Source organism: Thiocystis violacea (assembly GCF_016583565.1).
Lineage (GTDB): Bacteria > Pseudomonadota > Gammaproteobacteria > Chromatiales > Chromatiaceae > Thiorhodococcus > Thiorhodococcus violaceus_A.
Genome location: NZ_NRRF01000025.1, coordinates 30,264 through 51,181, shown reverse-complemented (window position 1 = coordinate 51,181; position 20,918 = coordinate 30,264). Strand labels below are relative to the sequence as shown.

Annotated in this window: 14 protein-coding genes; 3 read left to right on the top strand and 11 right to left on the bottom strand. The window is 65.5% G+C overall.

The window, feature by feature from the left end:
- Positions 1-167 precede the first annotated feature (167 nt).
- From CKO23_RS11985 to CKO23_RS11965, 5 genes are all read right to left on the bottom strand, one after another.
- On the bottom strand, positions 168-2,942 hold the full coding sequence (locus CKO23_RS11985; protein ID WP_200331376.1) for a sulfatase-like hydrolase/transferase: 2,775 nt from the start codon (positions 2,940-2,942) through the stop codon (positions 168-170).
- Positions 2,943-3,691: 749 nt separating this feature from the next.
- Positions 3,692-3,985 (bottom strand): type II toxin-antitoxin system RelE/ParE family toxin, encoded by a 294-nt coding sequence (locus CKO23_RS11980; protein ID WP_200331374.1) that lies wholly within the window; start codon positions 3,983-3,985, stop codon positions 3,692-3,694.
- A complete protein-coding gene (locus CKO23_RS11975; RefSeq protein ID WP_200331372.1) occupies positions 3,972-4,229 on the bottom strand; it encodes a type II toxin-antitoxin system ParD family antitoxin in 258 nt (85 codons plus the stop codon). The genes CKO23_RS11980 and CKO23_RS11975 overlap by 14 nt, the downstream gene beginning before the upstream one ends.
- Positions 4,230-4,502: 273 nt before the next feature.
- Entirely contained in the window at positions 4,503-5,120 is a 618-nt protein-coding gene (locus CKO23_RS11970) for a response regulator transcription factor (RefSeq protein ID WP_200331370.1), read from the bottom strand.
- 181 nt (positions 5,121-5,301) lie between these two features.
- Entirely contained in the window at positions 5,302-7,218 is a 1,917-nt protein-coding gene (locus CKO23_RS11965; RefSeq protein ID WP_242482393.1) for a sensor histidine kinase, read from the bottom strand.
- Between the two features lie 428 nt (positions 7,219-7,646).
- Here CKO23_RS11965 and CKO23_RS11960 point away from each other — a divergent pair, with 428 nt between their 5' ends.
- Positions 7,647-8,129 (top strand): Crp/Fnr family transcriptional regulator, encoded by a 483-nt coding sequence (locus CKO23_RS11960; RefSeq protein ID WP_200331368.1) that lies wholly within the window; start codon positions 7,647-7,649, stop codon positions 8,127-8,129.
- Between the two features lie 50 nt (positions 8,130-8,179).
- Complete coding sequence (locus CKO23_RS11955; RefSeq protein ID WP_200331366.1) at positions 8,180-9,484, top strand: cation:proton antiporter; 1,305 nt, start codon at positions 8,180-8,182, stop codon at positions 9,482-9,484.
- Here CKO23_RS11955 and CKO23_RS11950 read toward each other — a convergent pair.
- A complete protein-coding gene (locus CKO23_RS11950) occupies positions 9,466-12,648 on the bottom strand; it encodes a response regulator (RefSeq protein ID WP_200331364.1) in 3,183 nt (1,060 codons plus the stop codon). The genes CKO23_RS11955 and CKO23_RS11950 overlap by 19 nt on opposite strands.
- Positions 12,649-13,080: 432 nt before the next feature.
- Here CKO23_RS11950 and CKO23_RS11945 point away from each other — a divergent pair, with 432 nt between their 5' ends.
- Positions 13,081-14,166 carry a TRAP transporter substrate-binding protein gene (locus CKO23_RS11945; protein ID WP_200331362.1) on the top strand — a complete coding sequence of 362 codons (1,086 nt, stop codon included), beginning with the start codon at positions 13,081-13,083 and terminating at the stop codon, positions 14,164-14,166.
- A 95-nt stretch (positions 14,167-14,261) separates the two neighbouring features.
- On the opposite strand, the gene CKO23_RS11940 is transcribed toward CKO23_RS11945, so the two are convergent.
- From CKO23_RS11940 to CKO23_RS11920, 5 genes are all read right to left on the bottom strand, one after another.
- A complete protein-coding gene (locus CKO23_RS11940) occupies positions 14,262-15,212 on the bottom strand; it encodes an Hpt domain-containing protein (protein ID WP_200331360.1) in 951 nt (316 codons plus the stop codon).
- A 391-nt stretch (positions 15,213-15,603) separates the two neighbouring features.
- A complete protein-coding gene (locus tag CKO23_RS11935; RefSeq protein WP_200331358.1) occupies positions 15,604-17,058 on the bottom strand; it encodes a TRAP transporter large permease subunit in 1,455 nt (484 codons plus the stop codon).
- 1 nt (position 17,059) lies between these two features.
- The gene (locus tag CKO23_RS11930; protein WP_242482392.1) at positions 17,060-17,596 is read right to left on the bottom strand and encodes a TRAP transporter small permease subunit; all 537 of its coding nucleotides are present in this window, start codon (positions 17,594-17,596) and stop codon (positions 17,060-17,062) included.
- A 127-nt stretch (positions 17,597-17,723) separates the two neighbouring features.
- Positions 17,724-19,937 carry a peptidoglycan-binding domain-containing protein gene (locus CKO23_RS11925; protein WP_242482391.1) on the bottom strand — a complete coding sequence of 738 codons (2,214 nt, stop codon included), beginning with the start codon at positions 19,935-19,937 and terminating at the stop codon, positions 17,724-17,726.
- 408 nt (positions 19,938-20,345) lie between these two features.
- Entirely contained in the window at positions 20,346-20,774 is a 429-nt protein-coding gene (locus CKO23_RS11920) for a YqaA family protein (protein WP_200331419.1), read from the bottom strand.
- Positions 20,775-20,918 lie beyond the last annotated feature (144 nt).

Genomic DNA, 20,918 nt, shown 5'->3' with positions numbered 1-20,918 from the left:
GTGGCGACCGGCCTGAACGCCGCATGGTGGAACCGCTTCGCGTTCCACCCGACGCCAGTAGCTCGGCCGACAGGCCGAACAAGCCCCAGGTTGCCCACCCTGCCGAGCCGTGCCTTCTTGGGTCGGCTCATTGCCGGAATTCACCTGAAACACCGATAGGCCAAGCGCTATTGAGGTCCGCTCTGCAGGTGATGAATCGGCTTGCCATCCACCGCGATGGCCTCCGTATTCTCAAGCGTCTTGATGTCCTCCTCGGTCAGCCGCGGGCGATCCACCCTGATGGTGAGTTTGTCGAGCTTGGCAGTCAGGGGGAACGGCGGTTGGTAGTCCGCGTCGTTGACGCCGGTCAGGGTGTCGGAGCCGATGTCGAAGCTCTCGTCCCATTGCAGGATCATCGGCAGCGTGCGCTCCAGCTTTTCGGTCGCCACCACCTTGCCGTCCACCTTGAGCGTGCCGGTGCCGGATCGGCCGAGACCGCTCATGTTGTTGAAGGCGAGCGTGCCGACGCCGAGGCCGTCGTACTCGAAGTCGAACTCCAGGCTGTGCTGGCCGGGCGTGAGCGCCTCCGTGCCTTCCCACTTGACGCGCTTCAGATCGATCAGATTCCAGAGGAAGACCGGCTTACCCTTGAGCAGGTAGAACCCATAGCCGGCAAAGCGTCCGCCCGAGGTGAGGATCATGCCCTCCGCACCGCCTTCGGGGACGGTGATGTCCGCGGTGATGGTGTAGGAGCTGTTGAGCAGGAACGGCGAGTCGCCCTGCGGCAGACCGACCATCGGGTAGGTGTAGACGAACTCGGTGCGGCCAGAGGTGATATTCGGACGCGAGGCGACGACGCGCGACGCCACCGAGGCGTCCATCGGGAAGACCTGATACTTCTTGGCTTCCGCCATGAACAGCGCCTTCAGCTCCTTCACCTTGTCCGGATGCTGATCGGCGATGTTCTGGGACTGACTGAAGTCGCTGTTGAGATCGTAGAGCTCGAGCACCTGATTGTTGAGCGGGTCGGGATTGGCAACGCCGAAAGCCTCCCAGGGCGCGCGGTTCACCTGGGTGCTCAATAGCCAGCCTTCGTCATAGAGCGCCCACTGACCCATCATCTCGAAATACTGGGTCTTGTGGTGCGATGGCTCCTTGGCGTTCTTGGCGTCGAAGGTGTAGGCGAAGCTGGTGCCCTCGATCGGCGCCTGCGGGATGCCGTCCACCGTCTCGGGCGCGGGAATGCCGGTGACCTCAAGGATGGTGGGGACCACGTCGATGACGTGCATGAACTGCTCGCGCAGGCCGCCCTTGTCCTTGATGCGCGCTGGCCAGGAGACCGCCATGCCCTGGCGGATGCCGCCGAGCTTGGAGGCGTTCTGCTTGAACCAGGTGAAGGGGGTATCGAAGGCCCAGGACCAGCCCGCCGACATGTGGTTATAGGTCTGCTCGGTGCCCCAGACGTCATACCACTTCATCTGCACCTCGACCGGCATCTCGTTGACGCCGTTGAAGAAGGCGACCTCGTTGGGGGTGCCGAGCGGACCGCCCTCGGCGCTGGTGCCATTGTCGCCGTTGATGTAGATGACGAGTGTGTTGTCGAGCTTGCCCATGTCGTCGATGGCCTGGATGACTCGCCCGATCTCGTGATCGCTATAGGCGGCAAAGGCCGCGAAGACATCCGCCTGTTTGATGAAGAGCTTCTGCGCCTCGGGTGTCAGCGCATCCCAAGGCTTGAGGACCGCGTTCGGCCAGGCCTCGAGTTGGGTGTCGGCCGGGATCACGCCGAGCTTCTTCTGATTCTCGAAGATCTGTTCGCGCAGCTTGTTATATCCCCCGTCGAAGAGGTGCATGGCGCTAATCTTCTCCACCCATTCCTTGGTCGGGTGATGCGGCGCATGGGTGGCGCCCGGCGCGTATTTGATGAAGAACGGCTTGTCGGGCATGGTCTGGTTGACGCGATTGAGGTAATCGATAGCGTCGTCGGCCATGCCGGTGATCAGGTTCCACTCCGGCTTGCCCTCGAAGGGATAGATCTGGGTCGTGTTGCGGAACAGGTTCGGCTGCCACTGATTCGCGTCGCCGCCGACGAAGCCATAGAAGTATTCGAAACCCATCCCGGTCGGCCATTGGTCGAAGGGTCCGACCTGGCTGGCGGCAAAGGCCGGGGTGTTGTGATCCTTGCCGAACCAGGCGGTGGCGTAGCCGTTGTCGAGCAAGATCCGCCCGATGGTGGCCTTATCCTCGGCGATGATGCTGTTGTAGCCCGGAAATCCCGTGGACTGCTCGGAGATGACGCCGAAGCCGGCCGAGTGATGGTTGCGTCCGGTGATGAGCGCGGCCCGAGTCGGCGAGCAGAGGGCGGTGGAGTGGATATTGTTGTAGCGCAGGCCGTTGTTCGCGATGCGATCGAGCGCCGGCGTCGGGATGACACCGCCGAAGGTGCTCGGCACCCCGAATCCGGCGTCATCCGTGATGATGAGCAGGACATTGGGCGCCGTCTTGGGCGGCACGATGCGCGGTGCCCACCAGGGGGTCGATTGCAGGGCATCGTTCTTGATCACGCCGCCGAATGCCGGCTCCGGCGCGGGAAGCTGAGCCCCATCGATCGTCGTCGTCGCGCTCGGCGAGCCCAGGACGCCGGTGATCTCGGGCGTGCCTGGCGCGGCACCCGTCTGAGTGCCGGCGGCCACCACCAGCCTCTGACCAACCTCGATCTGGTCCGAGCCAAGTTTATTGGCTGCCTTCAGCGCCTCGACCGTGACGCCGAAACGCGCGGCGATCGCGGCCAGGTCGTCGCCCGTGACCACCTCATAGGTGGAGGCGTCGTATGGCCCACGCGCATGATGGCGCGCGCCGCTGTCGCCCGCGTGGGCGCTACCGACACAGAGACAGGCCACAACGGCCAGCGCGCCAAGGAGTTGTCGCGGCGCGCGTCGAGGAGAGTTCACATCAATGTTCATGGATACCTCGCTCAATCGAGTTGATCAAAGGTTCGGTCGAGAGCCGCCTGCTGGGCGGCGGTCGGAGAGAAGGCGTTGATGTCGTCGGCGCAGATGGACGTGTACTAGACGCCGTTGCCGTTGCCGTTGCCGTCGAGTAGGAAAATGCTGGGTTGCGCGCGGAACGGATGGATGCGTCTTCGCGTTGGCGAGCGACGCTATTCACAGTGGACAGGGTAAAGGCGAACGCCCATGCGCACTATGCGTCGAAGGGGCAGCGCGATTTGCCCGAAAGGGCAATGTGCGCTTCCTGGCGTCATCGTCCGCCTTCCGCCTTCCAGGCGCAGCAGAGCTCCTGACCGGAGCTGATGGTGCCGAATGCGGCCTTCTAACCGCGGGTTTGGATCAGCAGCAGGTTCGTGTAGAAGAGCCGCGGCTAGCGCACGTCGTCGAACTGCCGGTCGGTCAGCCACGGGTTTCCGACCGGCGTGAGGTTGATCGTGCGGACGGCGTCGCGGAATGCCTCGGTTATGCAAAGGTTTTCATAAGGCCGGAGAGCAGCCAGTCACGGAAGCTCGCGCGAAGGCTCTTCTAAAGAGTCTAAGGGATGAATTCTTGGGCCTGGTCGACAGCCTTCCAGCCCAGCGCGGCGAGCTGATCGAGAAACGGCTTCTGGACGTGGAGGTACTCACGCATGTCGCATCCCCGACCGAGCTGATCGAAGTTCACTGTCATTGATGGTGCCAGCATGATCCGGTGCGCGGCTATGCCTAACGCAGCGCTGTGCCGAGCTCCTGGCCCCGCAAGATGCGGACGATGAGGATCTGCTTGTCGTCCACGATTTGATCGTAGATCGCATGGCTGCCGTAGACACTGCGCCGATAGCCGGAACGGATGTCATCCACGGCTTGATAGAGCCGGGGGTGCTCCACCAAGTGCTCGAAGCGCGCTTCCAAGCCCGCGGCGTAACTCTCGGCGCGCTCAACGCCGAAGGTCACGGCGCCGTAGACGAAGATGTCCTCGAAGTCCTGCGCCGCGCGGGTCGTCAGCCTATATCCGACCATCGGCTTTAAGCGATTCCTTCGCGGCGCGCACGATTTCGCCCGGCGTCCGGGCGCTGATGCCGCTGTTCTCGCCCTCGATCAGCGCACGGCGGACTGCTTCGATTTCCGCGCTTCGCTCCTGATCGCGCCGGATCAGGTCGCGGATGTATTCGCTATCGTTGGTGAAGTCCCCGCGCGCGATGCGCGCCTTGACCCATGCGCCCTGCTGGTCAGTCAGTGTGATCGTCTTGCGGACCGTTCCCATGCTTCTCTCCCTCGTGTAGCGCGTCATACTCTTGGTGCAGTATAGCGCTCAGATCACCGCGAGGCAGGCACAACACCCGGGATGTATCGATCTGGACCGATCTGGCTGGTTCTTGGTGCCGCAACGGCTTCTGAAAAGGCGCCGACAGCAGCCGCGCCAAAGTCAGCGAAGACGCCAAGAGCGCCTCACCGCTAGCCTTGCAACCGGGATCCGATGAGGGCGCTCCGAGATCGAGACACCACGCGACGGAAGGGGCGTTCGGGACGCTCGGGCTCAGTCGGAGAGACGGCTCAGGCGCTCGGCAAGGGCGCCGAGTTCGGCCGCCGAGCTTGCGTTCAGCTTCTTCATCATCTGCGCCCGTTGCATCTTGACCGTCCGCTCAGCGATTCCAAGCGAATAGGCGATCTGCTTGTTGAGCATGCCTGCGACGACTTGGTCGAAGACGTCTCGCTCGCGGGGTGTGAGCGCACCGAAACACGCCCGCAGCCGAGAGGCTTCCTGGCGCTCGGCGCGCTGGGCCGCATCACGCGCAACCGCGCGCTCGATCGCGTCCAGCAGGAGGTCGCGCTGAACCGGTTTGGCCAGAAAGTCCACGGCCCCCGCCTTCATTGCCTGCACGCTCGAGGTGACATCGGCATAGCCGGTCAGGAAGACCACGGGCAGCCTGATGCCGAGCGGTTGCAAGGCGGCCTGCAGCTCCAGGCCGGACGGACCTGGGAGGTGCATGTCGAGGAGCAGGCAGCCAGGCCGATCCTGTGGCGGGTGCAGCAGGAGCTCGCCGGTGCAGGCATAGCCGCGGGTGTCGAAGCCGGCCGCGCCGAGCAGCCTCAGCAGTGCCGTTCGCTGCGACGCATCGTCATCGACGACGTGGATCAATGCGGCGTTGCTCATATCAGCCTCCTAACCGCTTCCGGCATCTTCGACCTGTCGTTTCGGGCATGGGGTTCGCGCCTGTCAGCGCGCTTCAGCACGGCCGCCGGCACCGCTCAAATCGCGCCTCCCCAAACGACAGTCCTGGTTGCGAGCGTGGGAAGGCCAGGACGCGCGGTCGCGGCCTTGGCGGGGTTTCAGGCTACTTGCCCGGCGCGCCGATTGCAGGAAGCTCGACATGGAACAGCGCCCCTTCGTCGGGCGTAGGCTCGGCCCAGATGCGACCCTTGTGCGCATTCACCAGGGTCTGAGCGATCGACAGTCCGAGCCCCATGCCCGCGTGCTTGGTGCTGAAGAACGAATCGAACATCTGCCGCGGATGCTCCGACGCGATACCGCAGCCACGATCTCTCACGCTGAGGAGGAAACGCTTGAGTCGCTCCTCGATCGAGATCACCACCTGACGTCGATCGTCCGGCAGATCGCCGATCGCGTCCATCGCGTTGATCAGCAGGATGATGACCACTTGCTGGATCTGAATCCGGTCACCCACCATGGTCGCGGGCGTCGGAGTGACGCGAAGGATGAACTCGATCCTGCGTCGGCGCGCCTCGATCCGCAATAAGTGCACCGCGTCGGTAGTCGCTTCGCGCAGGTCGAAGACCTGCCGCTCGACCTGGTGCTTGGCCAGCAATCCGCGCAGCCGCCGGATCACCTCGCTGGCACGCAGATCGTCGTGGCGGATGTCGGCCAGAATTGCACGTAGCGCCTCGCGCCTGGTGTGATCGGAAGCAGGTCCGGAATCGAGGATGAGTTCAGCGGCATCGGCATTGTTGAGGATGGCTCCGAGGGGCTGATTGATCTCATGGGCGATCGAGGCGGTCAGCTCGCCGGCGACCGCAAGGCGTGAGGCATGGACCAACTCGAAGCGTTGCTGCTGCTCGGCCTGCTCGGCCTGCTGGCGACGGCGACGCTCGATCAGCAGCCATCCGATCAGGCCGCTCTGGAGCAAAAAAACGACCGCGGCGGAGATCGCCTCCTTGCGATGCGCGTCCAGAAAGGTCGGCGCCCTGAAGTAAATCTCCGCATCGTCCGGGATGGCGTGCTGGGCGATGCCCCAGCGCAAGATCTGTCGCCAGTCCAGTTTCAGGGTTGTGGGCATGACCTTGGGCAGCTTCAGATCTTGCGGTGCGACACCGGCGAGCAGTGCGTTCGCCTCTAGGCCCGCCTCCCGGCCCATCGCGACGAAGCTTGGCGTGTAGCCGCCAACGATGCCGATGCCGATTGCCGTGTCGGACGGCGCATAGAAGGGCGCGGTGGCGGCTTCGACCATCCCAATCGCGGCCTTGAGCGGGATGAACGTCTTGCCGGTGCCGTCCTGAAAGTAGCCTGGGCTGAAAATGATGGCGTCCGTGCCCAGCTCGCCGAGGCGTTTGAGCACCGTCGCAGTGGGCAATCCAGCGAGGAATTCGACCTTGACGCGCCCGGCGAAGCGAGGCGCCTCCTCGCGCAGGCGTGTCTCCCAGGAGCGGTCATAGGGCGTTGCACCCGTCACCAGCACCAGACGGTCGGCGCGCGGATGCAGGCGCAATGCCAGCTCGATGGTGCGGCTGAAATCGTACTCGACCGGGATGCCGACCACGTCCGCTGGCAGTGCTGGGAGCAGGTCGAGAGAATACTTGCGAGTGGCCATATGGACCACCCCAGCGCGCGGGAACAGCTCCGCGCGCTTGGCCAGGAGGAAGGTCAGCGCATTCTCACCCCCCGCGATGATGAGGTCGGGCGGCTGGGCCGCGTATTTCGCGACCAGGAACCGCGTGACAGTGCGGGCATAGGACTCGCCGGAGAAGCGCGGATAGTCAAGAAACTCGGTGCTGATCTGCACCTCGGGCGAGATCGTCTCGCGCAGCCCAGCGTTCATCCTCACAATCGCCGGCAGCAGGCGATCATAGCCATAGAGCACCAAGACGTGCGGATGCTCCCCTGCCGTCACGGGAGCGATCAGCACCAGAAACAGAGAGCACAGGCCGCTCCAGCGCAGCCGCCGCACGCGCGCTGCGCTCGACGGGGCGCGCCGCAATGGGCGCGGCTTGACGGCCTGGACGTGGTTTCTGCTCAATGGTGGCTTCTTCTCAATGGCGATGCACGGCATCGTCTCCATGACGGCCATGATCCTCGGCGCCGACAGCAAATACCTGCAAGCACCTTGGGTTGCGGAATCAGATCCGCATCCGCTCGACCTCAATCGGGGTAAATACGCACATCGATCCGTCATTGTTGCATCCCGCTGTCGGAACCGTCTCGCTGACGCAGCCAAAGACGCCTGCGCATAGCCGGCCCGCGGTCGCTCGCGGGAGGCCAGGAGCGCGCACTCGCCAACTCGATGAAGCCGTCCATTCCGACGCCGCGCCCGAGTCGTGCGGCCGCAAGGCTTCAGCGCAGAGGCTTTACGGTACACTTCAGCCTGGAGCGGACCAGTCTCAACGCGTGGAATTGGCATCGCGCACTGTCCGTGCTCCGGGTCGGCAACTTAGAGGAGATGAGCCCATGCACGACATCAACAGATCGGAAATCCTGACCCAATCCCCGCTCGGCGCGGAACTCGACGACCCTGAGCGCGCGGTGCTGTCCGAGCGTCTGGGGATGGTCTCGCTCAAGGCGGGCGAGAATCTCGTGAACGAGGGGGAGGCGCGACGGACGCTCTTCATCCTAGCGGAGGGTCGGCTCTGTGTCTGCAAGACCGTGGGCACCGCGGAAGAAACCGTCTATCAGATGCGCCCTGGCGAGTGCGCCGGCACCCGCGCCTTCGTCGACGGCTCCACACGCAGGGCGGCGCTGCGCGCGGAGGGCGAGGCCAAGGTCTTGACACTGGAGCCGGAGGATTTCGAAGCGCTCATCGAGACGCATCCGCGCCTGGTCTACAAGGTGATGCGCGCCATCTTCCGCATCACCCACGGCAACCTGATGCGCGTGAACCTCGAGAGCGCCGAGCTGCGCAACTACATGCTGGGCACCGGCGGACGTTACTGAGTCGAGCCAAGCCGCGCCCGCGCGCAGACGCCCGGCCCGGCTGAATCCCAATGACGCTCTTCGAGATCATCGCGACCCTGCTCAGCATCGCCGCCATCTTCAGTTGGCTGAACGACCGCTATCTCAGGCTCCCGACGACCATCGGGCTCATGCTCATCGCGCTGCTGGTCTCGCTTGGGCTGCTGATCCTGCCCTTCGACAGCGGCTTTCAAGCGGACATCCAGCAGATGCTGGAGCACATCCGCTTCGATGACACCCTGCTGCACGGGCTGCTGAGCTTCCTGCTCTTCGCCGGCGCGCTGCACGTCGACCTCAACGACCTGGCGCGTCAGAAGTGGGTCATCGCCATCCTGGCCACGGCGAGCGTCGTCGGCGCAACGCTCATCATCGGCGTTGGTGCCTATGTGCTCTTCCCGCTCGTCGGCCTGCAGGTGCCGCTGATCGACTGCTTCCTCTTCGGCGCCCTGATCTCGCCGACCGATCCCATCGCCGTGCTTGGCGTGCTCAAGAACGCCGGCGCACCGGAATCGCTCAAGACCAAGATCACGGGCGAGTCGCTGTTCAACGATGGCGTGGCCGTCGTCGTCTTCCTGACCATCGCCGGGCTGGCGAGCGGCGGTCATGACATCAGCACGCTCGGCTTCCTGGAACTCCTGGGCCGCGAGGCGATCGGCGGTGTGCTCTTCGGTCTGGTCACGGGCGGGCTGGCCTTCCTGATGCTCTACCGCATCGACAACTATCAGGTCGAGGTGCTGGTCACCCTGGCACTGGCGACCGGCGGCTATGCGCTGGCCGAGCATCTGCACCTCTCTGCACCCATCGCCATCGTCGTGGCCGGGCTGCTGATCGGCAACCAGGGCCGCAAGCGGGCGATGTCCGAGAAGACCCGCCAGCATCTGGACGACTTCTGGGAACTGGTGGACGAAGTCCTGAACGCCGTGCTCTTCGTCCTGATCGGGCTGGAGGTGCTGGTGATCAGCCTCAGCCTGGACCACCTGCTGGCGGGGGCGCTCGCCATCCCCCTGGTCTTGGTCGCGCGCGGGATCAGCGTGGGCGTGCCGATCGGCATCATGCGGCGCTTCCGCAGCTTCTCCACCGGCGTCGTCAGCCTGCTGACCTGGGCCGGGATCCGCGGCGGGATCTCGGTCGCACTGGCGCTGTCGCTGCCGCACGGGGAGACGCGCGACATCCTGGTCACCGTGACCTATGTGATCGTGGTCTTCTCCATCCTGGTGCAGGGTCTCACGCTCGGTCCCCTGGTGCGCGTCATGGGGGCGCGCGCGGAGCGCGAGCTGGCGCGGACCAGCCTCGCCGGACCGCGGGCCGGGGAGACGCCTCAGAAACCTGGCGCCTGAACGGCGTCGCGCGCTTCCGGGTCGAGCTCCAGTGCATCGGCCAGCACCGCTTGCGCCGCCTTGGTGTGCTGAATGAGCCGTGCAATATCCGCATCCGGTCGGTCGTTCTCGATGGCCGTCTCGAGCGCCGCCGCCGCCGCTTGGACACGAAATGCACCCAGCGTCCCGGAGCAGCCCTTCAGGGAGTGTGCGAGACGACGTGCCTCGAACCTGTCTCCAGCGGCCAGACAGGACAGGATCCTGCCCGCATCCTCGGCGTGCTCGCAGACGAGTCGTTTGAGCAGGCGGAGATAGCGCTCCTGGTCCTGATCCACGCACTCGAGCCCGCTGACCACATCCAGACCCGCGGCCGGGCCGAGACGAGGCGAGAGCGTCGGCACAGCGCCGCTCTCCCCCGGCGATGGCGGACTCGGTCGCGGCGCCCCCTCGACCTCGTCCGGACAGGGGAGCCAGCGCAACAGGGTCTCGAAGAGTCTGGACGGATCGAGCGGCTTGGCGATGTGGTCGTTCATGCCGGCTTCGAGACAGCGCAGGCGGTCTGCGCCGAAGACATTGGCGGTCATCGCCAGAATGGGCACCTGCGCGCACGCGGGTCGCGCGCGAATCCGGCGCGTCGCCTCCAGACCGTCCATCTCGGGCATCTGCATGTCCATGAGGATGAGGTCATAGCGCCCTTGGCTCACCCGCTCCAGCGCCTCGCGACCGCTGGCGGCCAGCTCCACCGTCAATCCGACCCCGCGCAGCAGCTCGACGATCACCTCCTGATTGATGCCGTTGTCCTCCGCGACCAGGATGCGCGCACCTCGGCGGCGTTCGCGCAGCTGGTCCTGGGCGATACTGCGGTTGGGTATCTCGATGAGTCCCTTGAGCCGTGCGTCCGGGCGTTTCTTGAGCCGAGCCGTCAGCCAGAAGAGGCTGCCCGCCCCCGGGGCACTCTCCAGGCCGACTTCGCCCTCCATCATCGCGGCGATGCGGCTGGTGATGGCGAGCCCGAGCCCTGTTCCGCCGTGGCGCCTGTGGATGGAGCCATCCACCTGCTCGAAGGCACTGAAGACCCGCGCCTGATCCGCCGGCGCGATACCGATGCCTGAATCCAGAACCTCGAAGCGCACCAGCACGTCACTGTCCGTTTCCTCGACGGCGTGGGCACTGAGCCGAATCGAGCCGCGATCCGTGAACTTGACGGCGTTGCTCAGGTAGTTGAGCAAGGCTTGGCGCAACCGGGTGACGTCCCCGCTCAACACCTGCGGCAGGTGGCCGCAGTCGAGCGAGAGAGCGAGCCCCTTGAACTGGACGCGTTCCGCGATGAAGGCACTCACCTGCTGGAGCAGGACAGGCGGCGAAAAATCCTCGGCCATGAGCTCGAGCTTGCCTGCCTCGATCTTGGAGATGTCGAGAATGTCGTTGATGACGCACAGGAGGTGGTTGGCCGCGACCTCGATCTTCTCCAGGCGGTCGCGCTGCCTCGGATCCGCGATCTCGCGGGTCAGGATGTGCGCGAAGCCGATGATGGCGTTCATCGGCGTGCGAATCTCATGGCTCATGTTGGCCAGGAACTCGCTCTTCGCCTGGCTCGCGCGCTCCGCCTCCAGCTTGGCAAGCGCCAGCTCCTCGGTGCGGCGCTCGACCAGTGCTTCGAGCTGATGGCGATGCTCGGCCAGCTCCTGCTCGGCACGCGTGCGCTCGGTCACGTCCTCACAGATGACGGCGAACCAGCCTGGCGAGGGGCAATAGGCATAGCAGCGGAAGTAGCGACCGAGGGAGACCGAGTATTCCTCCAGACGTGTCGGCTCGCCCGTGAGGGCGACGGCGCCGTAACGCTGGATCCAGACCGACTCGATGTCTGGCATCAGCTGCTTGACGGTTCGACCGACGAGCGTCTCGCGCGTCAGCTTGGTCATGTCCTCGAAGGCCGGATTGACATCGAGAAACCGGTAGTCGACCGGCTGCCCGCTGGGGTCGCAGATCACCTCATGCAGCGCGAAGCCCTCGAGCATCGAGGTGAACAGGGTGTGATAGCGGCGCTCGCTCTCGCGCAGCTGGTCCAGGGCGCGGGCGCGCTGAATGGCCATGGCACAGAGTCCGCTGATGCGCAGGGCCAGCGCGGGAACCGGCTCGCCGCCGTCCGCGCCGGCCAAGCCACGCAGGAAGATGACGCCATAGGTCTCCCGCGCGTGATGGATGCGCAGCAAGACCCCCTGACCGGAGTCCGTCCTGGCGCTGGCCGCCCCCGAGGCGATGAAGCGGGCGGCCTCGCGGAGCGACGCCGCCGTCGGCTGCCGAGCCGCAATGGGCTCGCCGAGGATCCCCTGGGCGTCGACCGGCAGGTAGAAGAGCCGCGAGGGTGCGAAGAGCGCGGTGAAGATGTCGAGGATCTTGACCGCCGCCTCGGCTTCGCTGGCCGCCATGGAGAGACGACTGAGAAGGTCCATGGCCAACGCGGCCGCCTCGACCTGACGCTGCGTCAGCGCCATGCGTGCGGTCGAGGCCCGCTGCTCGGCCCTGAGTCGCGCACGGTCCAGGATCCGCTCCAAATTCAGCCGGAGATAGCCGAGACCGGTCGATCTGGTGGCCATGGGTCGATCGAGGCGCGCGGAAACCTCGGCCAACTTGGCCTCGACCCCGGCATCGCGCCCGGTATTCAGCAGCAAGACCTCGGGCGTGCCGGCTGTCGGGAGCCTCGGGTCCGGGGCCAGATCCCCGCCGCCCGCTCGCGCCAGACAGCCCTGCCAGTGCTCCACCCAGCTCGGCGTGCAGAGACACACGCCGCGCCTCAACTGCTCGTCGACCCAGCGCGGATCTTCCAGGAGGTACAGGCACTCGCCCATGTGCTGGATGTCCACGCGTTGATCCAGACCCTGGCGGGCATCCACATCCCGCGAAGCCAGCTCGGCGAGACAACGTCCGCCAAGCCAGACGATGGGGCCGTCAGGGAGAGTGGCGATGCGCCGATCGAGCTCCCGCGCACTGATGGGCGGGGATCCGCAGCGCACCGGGAACGCGTGCAGGTTCAGGTGCAAGGGCGCCGCACGACCCTCCAGGGCAGCGCGCACCTCCTTGATCCAGTGCGCGCAGACGAAGACATGGACGGGCGATCGATCCTCGTCGGCAGATGCCCGCGCCGGCTCGCTATCGGCGTCTGAGTGAGGTGTGGACTCGGTCAAAATGAGGACTCCAGCCGGATCCGCGTGGCCCCGGTAGAGAAAACCAGCGGCGCCTTTCCGAGGACACGGATCGCGACGGACACCTGTCCGGGTATGGCCTGAGGATACGGCCTGCGCACCGGCGTTTCTGTGCGCCAATCGTAACAAACGCATCAAGGTCCAATCCGCGCGCAGAAGCCACCTGGAATGGCGAGGCCAGCCCTTATCGGCTCGCGGCGTCTGAAGCGGGCTCGCTGGCCAGGACATCCGCGCCGGAGAGGCCGCGCGTCAGGGCCGCAGCGGGCATGGCGCATCATCGACGCGCGGATGCGGATACAATGCGTCCCCGCTGGGGCCGAACACCCACGGCGCCGGTCGCGACGAGACATTCCGTCCGCATCCCACACAAGCACCCGAGCCTGCAAAGGCACTCTATCCCTCCTGGAGGACAGCATGCAGAGACGTGACTTCCTGAGAACCGCCGGTGTCGGCGCTGTCGCTGCCGGCTTCTCACTGCCGGCCAAGGCAGAGGCGCCGGCCATCAAATGGCGCATGGCGTCGAGCTTCCCCAAGAGCCTGGACACCATCTACGGCGGCGGCGAGACCTTGGCCAAGCGCGTGGCCGAGCTCACGGATGGTCGCTTCGAGATTCGGGTCTTCGCCGGTGGCGAAATCGTGCCCCCCTTCGGCGTGCTCGATGCCGTGCAACAGAACACGGTCGAATGCGGGCACACCGCCTCCTACTACTACTACGGGAAGAACAAGGCGCTGGCCATGGAGACGACCTTCCCCTTCGGCCTCAACACGCGCCAGCTGACCGCCTGGGTGCTAGAGGGCGGCGGCATGGAGCTGCTGCGGGAGATGTTCGCCGAGTACGGCATCGTCAACTTCCTTGGCGGCAGCACGGGTGCCCAGATGGGCGGCTGGTTCCGCAAGGAGATCAAGTCGCTGGAGGATCTGCAGGGGCTCAAGATTCGCATCCCCGGATTCGGCGCCGAGATCTTCTCGCGGCTGGGCGCGGTGCCCCAGTCACTGCCGGGCGGCGAGATCTATCCCGCCCTGGAGCGTGGCGCCATCGACGCGGCCGAGTGGACGGTCCCCTATGACGACGAGAAGCTCGGCTTCTACAAGGTCGCGAAGTACTACTACTACCCCGGCTGGTGGGAGCCGGGCACGCACCTGGTCTTCTACGTCAACCAGGCGCAGTGGGAGGCATTGCCGCCAGCCTACAAGGCCGCTTTCTCGATCGCGGCCAAGGATGCCCATCTGGAGATGCTGGCCACCTACGACGCCAAGAACCCGCCCGCCCTGCAGCGGCTGATGGCGAGCGGCGCCGAGCTGCGCCGCTTCCCCGACGATGTCCTGCTCAAGGCCTATGAGGTCGCGCAACAGGTCTATGCGGAGGAAGCCGCCAAGAACCCGACCTTCAAGAAGATCTATGATTCCATGATCGCCTTCCAGAAGAGCTCCGACGTCTGGTGGAGCGTCGCCGAGTCATCCATGTCCAACTTCCGCCAGGCCGTGCGACGCATGAAGTAGACGACGGCGCACACTTCACGCCTTGCCCAGAGCCCCGGCACGCACGGCGTGCCGGGGCTCTTGCGTGAGGACCTCGGCGTCGGTGAGCTGACGGCTCAGGCGAGGAAGTAGGCGGCCGTCCCCGCGGCGGCCACCATCAGCAGGACACCGATGGTCAGCGCCCAGACGCCCAGACGCCGCGCCGAGAGCGCGGTTTGCAGGACCTCGTCCAGCGTCTTCTCCATCTCCTGCCTGGAGCGATCACCGGCGTGACCGCGCTCGCGCATGCGCTGGTCGATGATGTGCTGAATCTCGCGCGTATCCGGTGCGCCAGCCGCCGCGGGGACCTGTCCGCCGCGCGTGACCTCGCGAAGCTCCAGGATGTCGCGCGACAGGGTGTTGACGCGCTCGGTCAGCGGCTTGAGATCGGCGCTGGCATGCTGCCCCTGGACCTCCGCCGCGAGCGCGTCCAGATACTTGGCCAGCTTGCGTGACTGTTGCAGCGCCATCTCGGCGCGATGGAGTGCCTCGTCGGTCCGTCGGGTCGACTGCTCGAACTGCCGATGCAGCTCGCCGAGCTTGCCCTGGATCGCGCCCAAATCGCCGGCGCCAGCCGGGGCCGTGGCCGAGACCGGGCGCTGCGCAGCCACAGGATGAGTCTGTCCACTGGCAAGGGCATCGGCATAGGCCATCATGGACTCCATGTCCGCATCCATGCCCGAGGGCCGATGGCGCTTGAAGGCGTCGACCAGCTTCGGCATGGTGCCGTGACACTTGGTCAGGAGACTGATCATGGGGTCGCTGACCGCGATCTTTCCCTCGATCGCCCGGTTCAGCATGCTCTCGATCTTCCAGGCCAGCTCGCCAAGATCCAGGGCCTTGGCCATGCGGCCGCTGCCCTTGAGCGTATGGAAGCCGCGGCGGACTTCTCCCAGCGCGTTCCGATCCTTCGGATTGCTGCTCAGGGCCTTCAGGTTACGACCCATCTCTTGAAGGACCTCTGCGGCCTCTTCCACAAAGATGTCGATGATTTCCTGGTCGTCCTCATCTATCGTCATTGTCGACATGCCTCACGTCCCTCATGGAATCCCGTACGGTGCCCACAGGCGCCCAACGCCTCGCCGGGCTGCGGCCGGCGTTGGACCGGATGCTGCTAATCGACGGCACGGAGACTCCACGAATCTATCGCGATTCGGCTCCGCCAATCCGCCACGCTCTCGCTGCCAGATTCTCGGATGCCCGGCAGGGGATTGCTACCCTTGACGCAGGTGTTTTGCGTGGGTATGTGAGCTAGATCGCGGATTTTGAACGCCAATCAAGAGGCATCACCCGTTTGGCTCAAGGCCCACGCGCGCGCCATTGCCAGCAGACCGCGCCACCCAGCCTCGCTCTCCCGGAATCCCCCTGCAAGAGGCCCAACGCCGATCCGCGGACATGACGGAGCGGAACACCGTTCGGCTATTGCCCAAGGGAATCTGGAGGCGTGCCCAGGAGCCCATCGAAATCCGAGCTATCGAGCAGGCTGGAGCCGCGTTTCGGCTCGGGGACGCTGATCTCGGTCGGCGTCTCGCGGATCGTCGGCCCATCCAGCCCCCAGCTCACCAGCTGCGGGAAGGCGATGATGAGGAAGACCATGAACAGCTGGATGCCGAGAAAGGGCACCGCCCCCCAGTAGATATCGACCGTGCGGACCTTCGCCGGCGCGACCGAGCGCAGATAGAAGAGCGCGAAGCCGAACGGCGGGTGCATGAAGCTGGTCTGCATGTTCACGCCCATGAGGACGCCGAACCAGACCAGGTCGATCCCCAGCTTGGCGGCGACGGGCGCCAGCAGTGGCAGGATGATGAAGGAGATCTCGAAGAAATCCAGGAAGAAGGCGAGGAAGAAGACCAGCAGATTGACGAAGATGAGGAAGCCCATCACCCCGCCCGGCAGCCCGGTCAGCAGGTGCTCGACCCAGAGATCTCCGTCCACGCCGCGGAAGGTCAGGCTGAAGACGCTGGAGCCGATGAGGATGAAGATGACGAAGCTGGTGATGCGTGCGGTCGAGGTCATGGACTCCCGCAGCATGGTCAGATTCAGCCGCCCCTTGGCGATCGCCAGCAAGAGGGCTCCCACGGCGCCCATGGCACCGCCCTCGGTGGGGGTCGCCCAGCCGATGAAGATGGTTCCCAGCACCAGGAAAATGAGCGCCAAGGGCGGAATGAGCGCGATGATGACGCGCCAGGCCAATGCGCGACCATGGAGCGTCCTCGCCTCGGGAGGCAGGGCCGGCGCGGTTTCCGGGCGCAGGATCGTGGTCCCGAAGACGAAGAGCGCGTAGAAGCCGGTCAGCAGCAGCCCGGGGATCAGGGCGCCCTTGTACATGTCCCCCACCGAGCGGCCCAGCACGTCGGCCATGACGATCAGCACCAGCGACGGCGGGACGATCTGCGCCAGGGTCCCGCTCGCGGCGATCACACCGGTCGCCAGCCTGGGGTGATAGCCGTAGCGCAGCATGATGGGCAAGGAGATCAACCCCATGGCGATGACCGAGGCCGCCACCACGCCCGTCGTCGCCGCCAGCAGCGCGCCGACGAAGACCACCGCATAGGCCAAGCCGCCGCGCACGCCACCGAAGATCTGCCCGACGGTGTCCAGCAGCTCCTCGGCCATGCCGCTGCGCTCGAGAATCAAGCCCATGAAGGTGAAGAAGGGCACCGCGAGCAGGATCTCGTTGCGCATGATGCCGAAGACGCGGTCCGGCAACGCCTGCAGCAGCGCGGGCGTGAGCATGCCCAACTCGATCCCGATCCAACCGAAGAGCATGCCGACCGCGGCAAGCGAAAAGGCGACCGGATAACCCAGCAGCAGGATGAGCACCAGCGCCATGAACATCACCGGCGCCATGTTGGCAATCAGCCAGGCCTCCACCTCAATGACCTCCCTGAACGGCCGGCAGCGGCCGATGGCCGGTCAGCATGCCCACACCCTTGATGACCTCGGAGAGTCCCTGAAGCGCCAGCAGGCTGAAGCCGACCGGAATCGCCAGCTTCATCGGCCACCAGAGGAGACCGCCGGGGTTATAGGACGCCTCGTTCTGGTGAAAGGAGATGAGGAAGTAGCCCCAGGCGTCCACGATGATGAGCACGCAGACCGGCAGCAGGAAGAGCAGGCCGCCGAGGATGTCGATCCCAACCCGCCAACGCGGCGGCAAGCGGTTGTGGATGATGTCCACGCGGACATGGCCGCGCTCCAGCAGGGTCCAGGGTGCGCAGAGCAGGAAGACCAGCCCGAACATGAACCACTGGCCCTCGATCATGGCGTTGGATCCCCAGTCGATCGTATAGCGCAGCGTCGCCGTGAGCGCGCTCAGCAGCACACTGCCCAGGATCAGCCACATGGCCGCCTGACCGACGCGGCGATTGACGGCATCGATGAAGTCCGAGAGACGCAAGAGCGCACCCATCATCAGTCGGCTCCGGGAATTGAGATAGCCGGCAACACTAACAGAGGCGGCAGAGCGAACCAAGAGAGGACGCCGCGGCGCGGTCTCGCTGCCCGCGCCGATCAGGCCCCGGCGACATCGCCGCCTGGCGTCACGAGCTGGTGGAGGCCTCTGCGGCGGGCTGCGAATCCGGCTCGACTGGGCCGCTCGACGCGCTGGACCCAGCCGCCACCCCGCCCTGCACGAGACTCCACCAGCGCGGCAGCGAATCGGCCCCGCTCGGGATGAGGTCGTAGAACGCGAGCTGGCTGACCTTGGCAGGCACCTCGCAGACCGGGGTCGTCTCGGCATTCGGATCGAGCGGGCACTGAGGCCCGGCGGGGGGAAGGAAGATCTCAGGCCCCATGGGCGGCAGTCCCAGCATCGCCAGGGTCACGCCATCGAGGATGCCTTGGGTCTGTCGCAGGCCATTGCGCAGCTGGAAACGACTGAGGGCACCCAGTGTCAACTTGCCGGCGATGCCGTCGAAGGGCGCCGGCTCGTAGCTCACATGGCGCTTGCGTCGCTTGTCTCGCCACACGACCTTCTTCGTCGACTGCGTCAGCAGTCCTTCGTCCGCGAGCGCCTTCTGCACGACAGCGATGTGCGGCACGGAGGACTGGCGCTGCCCTTTGAGCAGGCGCCTGATGCCGGGGAGATCCAGGGATTGGTCGAGCGCGGCTTGCTGACCGGCCTGCAGGGCCGCGTAACGCGCGAGACGCTGGTCGTAGAGTTCGAGCGCGACCCGCTCGGTCGGCATGAGCATGGCGGCCTGGGCCGGGTCGTCGGGGGCATCCTTGCCGACCATCGCCCGGAAGGACTCCAAGGCCTTGCGCACTTGCGGGCTGTCGGTGCTGAGGTCCTGGACGTCCGGGGCCAGCAGCTCCAGATGTTGCAGCGCAGAGAGGGCGCGCGCGGGCAGCGTCCGCAGCGGCTGGTCCTCGCCCTGGCTCAGCAACTCGGCGAGACGCTGCTTGTAGTACTGGGTCTCGCTGGGGTCGAGTGGACCTGTCATCAGCTTCTCGGGCACCAGCAGGCTGCCGCTGAGTTCGTGACGCAGCTCGACCGTTTCCAAGGTCTTGTTCGGGTCGAAGGTCCACTGCGGCATATCCCCCCCGTTCAGGCGGAAACCGACGCCATACTTGGCCCGCACCATGGCCGGCTGCTCCTTGGAGCGCACCCGCTTACCCAGCTTCTCGAAGAACTCGGCCCAGGTATAGGGTTGGCTCTGGCCCTTGCCGTCGCGGTAGAACATCCCGAGGTTGCCGGTCACGACCGGGGAGTCCGCCGGCAGGCCCCAGTCGGACGAGATCGGGGGCGGTGCCTTGGGCGTCGGCTCCGACCAGACCGCGGACTCGGCGGGCAAGGGCGACGGGGCCTGAAAGGTGGCCGAGTCCTCGAGGACGGTGATCCGTCGGCTCAGTGCGTGCGCTTGCAGCTCGGAGGTCAGCCCCTGCCGCGCCATGATCCGCGGCTGCCCGAGGGGATCGGACGTAAGTCCAAGTGGTCTGGACGGCAGCAGGAGACCGATGTCAGAGGTCATCACAGAGGCGCTTTGCAAAATCGCACGCGCCTGCGGCCTGGGTTTCAGATAGTCGTTGGCGGCCAGTTCTGGCTCCGCCTCCACCTCCATGGGGAGCGGCTCCTCAAGGTCGGGCATCTTGACGCAAAGGGTATCGCGAACATCTCCGCGCGCCAGGGCAAGGACCTTGCGGCCGCGATCTTCCCCAAGGAAGTGAAAGAGGTAGTCCTCCTCAGCGGTCTTGGCGCCGGAGTCGACACTGAGATAGTGCTTCGCAAAGGCCAACACGGCGAAGTTGTGGCGCAAGAGCAGCACCTCCGCGTCGTCGGCGCTGCGTTTGCCGTCCACGGTGTCCTGAATCAGGCGCCGAACCTGCTCATCGGTGAAGGGGCCGTCGCCCAGGTCGAGGCGCGCGCGGCCTGTCGCCGCATCCGGCTCGCTGGCGGCCAGCAGCTGCGTCCCGAAACGCTTCATGATCCGGTGAAAGGTACTCGGAATGAACTGCCACACCCCGGTCGCGGACCCCAGTCTGCCGCTGCCCAAGGTGGGACGGACGTAGTCATTCCAGGTCCTGGCGCTCTCGTATTCCCCTGTCGCGAGGACCTGCCCGAGGCTGGCTCCGGTGCGCTCGCACACCTCCAGCAGAATGAGCATCTGTCGCGGCGAGATGTCCTGCGTCTGATCGTAGTTGCGCGCCTGCTCCGCCACCGTGGCGCGGTAAGCGGCAAGCGCCTCGGCGAAGGGCGTCACCTCGGCGACTGGCTTGGCTGGTTCGACGGACTCGACGGATTCCGAGGACTCCAAGGACTCCAAGGACTCGACGGGGCCTGAAGAGGCAGAGAGATCCGAAGAAGCTGAAGAATCCGAGGACGCCGAGGACACTGCGGGAGCGACTGGCGGCTCTTCGGCCCAAGCCGGCGCCAGCATGCAGAGGGCCGCAACGGCAATGGACCGAAAGCCTCGATTAAGGAGAAGGGCGCTAAGAAATTCCTGATACATATCGGTTTATTAGGATTCTGAGCAATGGCGGGAATACACAGAGTATCGCCGCATTGGCGTCGCTGGATCCAGGAGTATTCTGGAATGAGCCGAAGTGACGTGGAAAACCGACGACGGACACGACCGCCCGCAGACAGCCCTGCATGCAATTCAATGCCACGATCCCACCTGACACCTGACAACTACCGAAAGCCCGTCTCTTCCCAACGAGGCTCAGATCGGCGACCAGGCGCTGACGTAAACGATCGAGACATAGCGCGCGGCCTTGCCGGCACCGACCAGCAGGAGGAAGACCCAAAGCCGCACACGCATGATGCCGGCGATCAGGGTCAGGGCATCACCGCCAAGGGGCATCCAGGCGAGCAACAAGGTCCAAATGCCGTAGCGCTGGAACCACTGCTGCGCCCTCTCGATCTGCTCGGCGCTGAAATAGAACCAGCGGCGATCGCGCAGGTGCAGCAAATAGCGGCCGAGCAGCCAGTTGACGACGGCGCCCAGGGTGTTGCCCGCGGTGGCGGTGGCGACCAAGGCGACCGGATCCCCACCCTCGCGCAGCAGCGCGAAGAGCATCACCTCCGAGGAGAAGGGCAAGATGGTCGCGGCGAGAAAGGCGGAGCCGAAGAGCACCAGGTAGGACGTCATCACTCAGGGAAGCCCGCCAGCCTGCAAGAAAGGGCGCGCGGGGCGTCGATGTCGCCATTCGGGGCGAGCGGTGCCCGCGCAGGGATGCCTGACACCGCAAAGCCCGTCACGAGCGGCCGATCGGTTGCGAGACTGGTCGGTTGC

What these genes read in the sequence shown, in the direction of transcription:
- CKO23_RS11985 (WP_200331376.1), bottom strand. Translation starts at nt 2,942, where the DNA reads ATGAACATTGATGTGAACTCTCCTCGACGCGCGCCGCGACAACTCCTT.
- CKO23_RS11980 (WP_200331374.1), bottom strand. Translation starts at nt 3,985, where the DNA reads ATGGTCGGATATAGGCTGACGACCCGCGCGGCGCAGGACTTCGAGGAC.
- CKO23_RS11975 (WP_200331372.1), bottom strand. Translation starts at nt 4,229, where the DNA reads ATGGGAACGGTCCGCAAGACGATCACACTGACTGACCAGCAGGGCGCA.
- CKO23_RS11970 (WP_200331370.1), bottom strand. Translation starts at nt 5,120, where the DNA reads ATGAGCAACGCCGCATTGATCCACGTCGTCGATGACGATGCGTCGCAG.
- CKO23_RS11960 (WP_200331368.1), top strand. Translation starts at nt 7,647, where the DNA reads ATGCACGACATCAACAGATCGGAAATCCTGACCCAATCCCCGCTCGGC.
- CKO23_RS11955 (WP_200331366.1), top strand. Translation starts at nt 8,180, where the DNA reads ATGACGCTCTTCGAGATCATCGCGACCCTGCTCAGCATCGCCGCCATC.
- CKO23_RS11945 (WP_200331362.1), top strand. Translation starts at nt 13,081, where the DNA reads ATGCAGAGACGTGACTTCCTGAGAACCGCCGGTGTCGGCGCTGTCGCT.
- CKO23_RS11940 (WP_200331360.1), bottom strand. Translation starts at nt 15,212, where the DNA reads ATGTCGACAATGACGATAGATGAGGACGACCAGGAAATCATCGACATC.
- CKO23_RS11930 (WP_242482392.1), bottom strand. Translation starts at nt 17,596, where the DNA reads ATGATGGGTGCGCTCTTGCGTCTCTCGGACTTCATCGATGCCGTCAAT.
- CKO23_RS11920 (WP_200331419.1), bottom strand. Translation starts at nt 20,774, where the DNA reads ATGACGTCCTACCTGGTGCTCTTCGGCTCCGCCTTTCTCGCCGCGACC.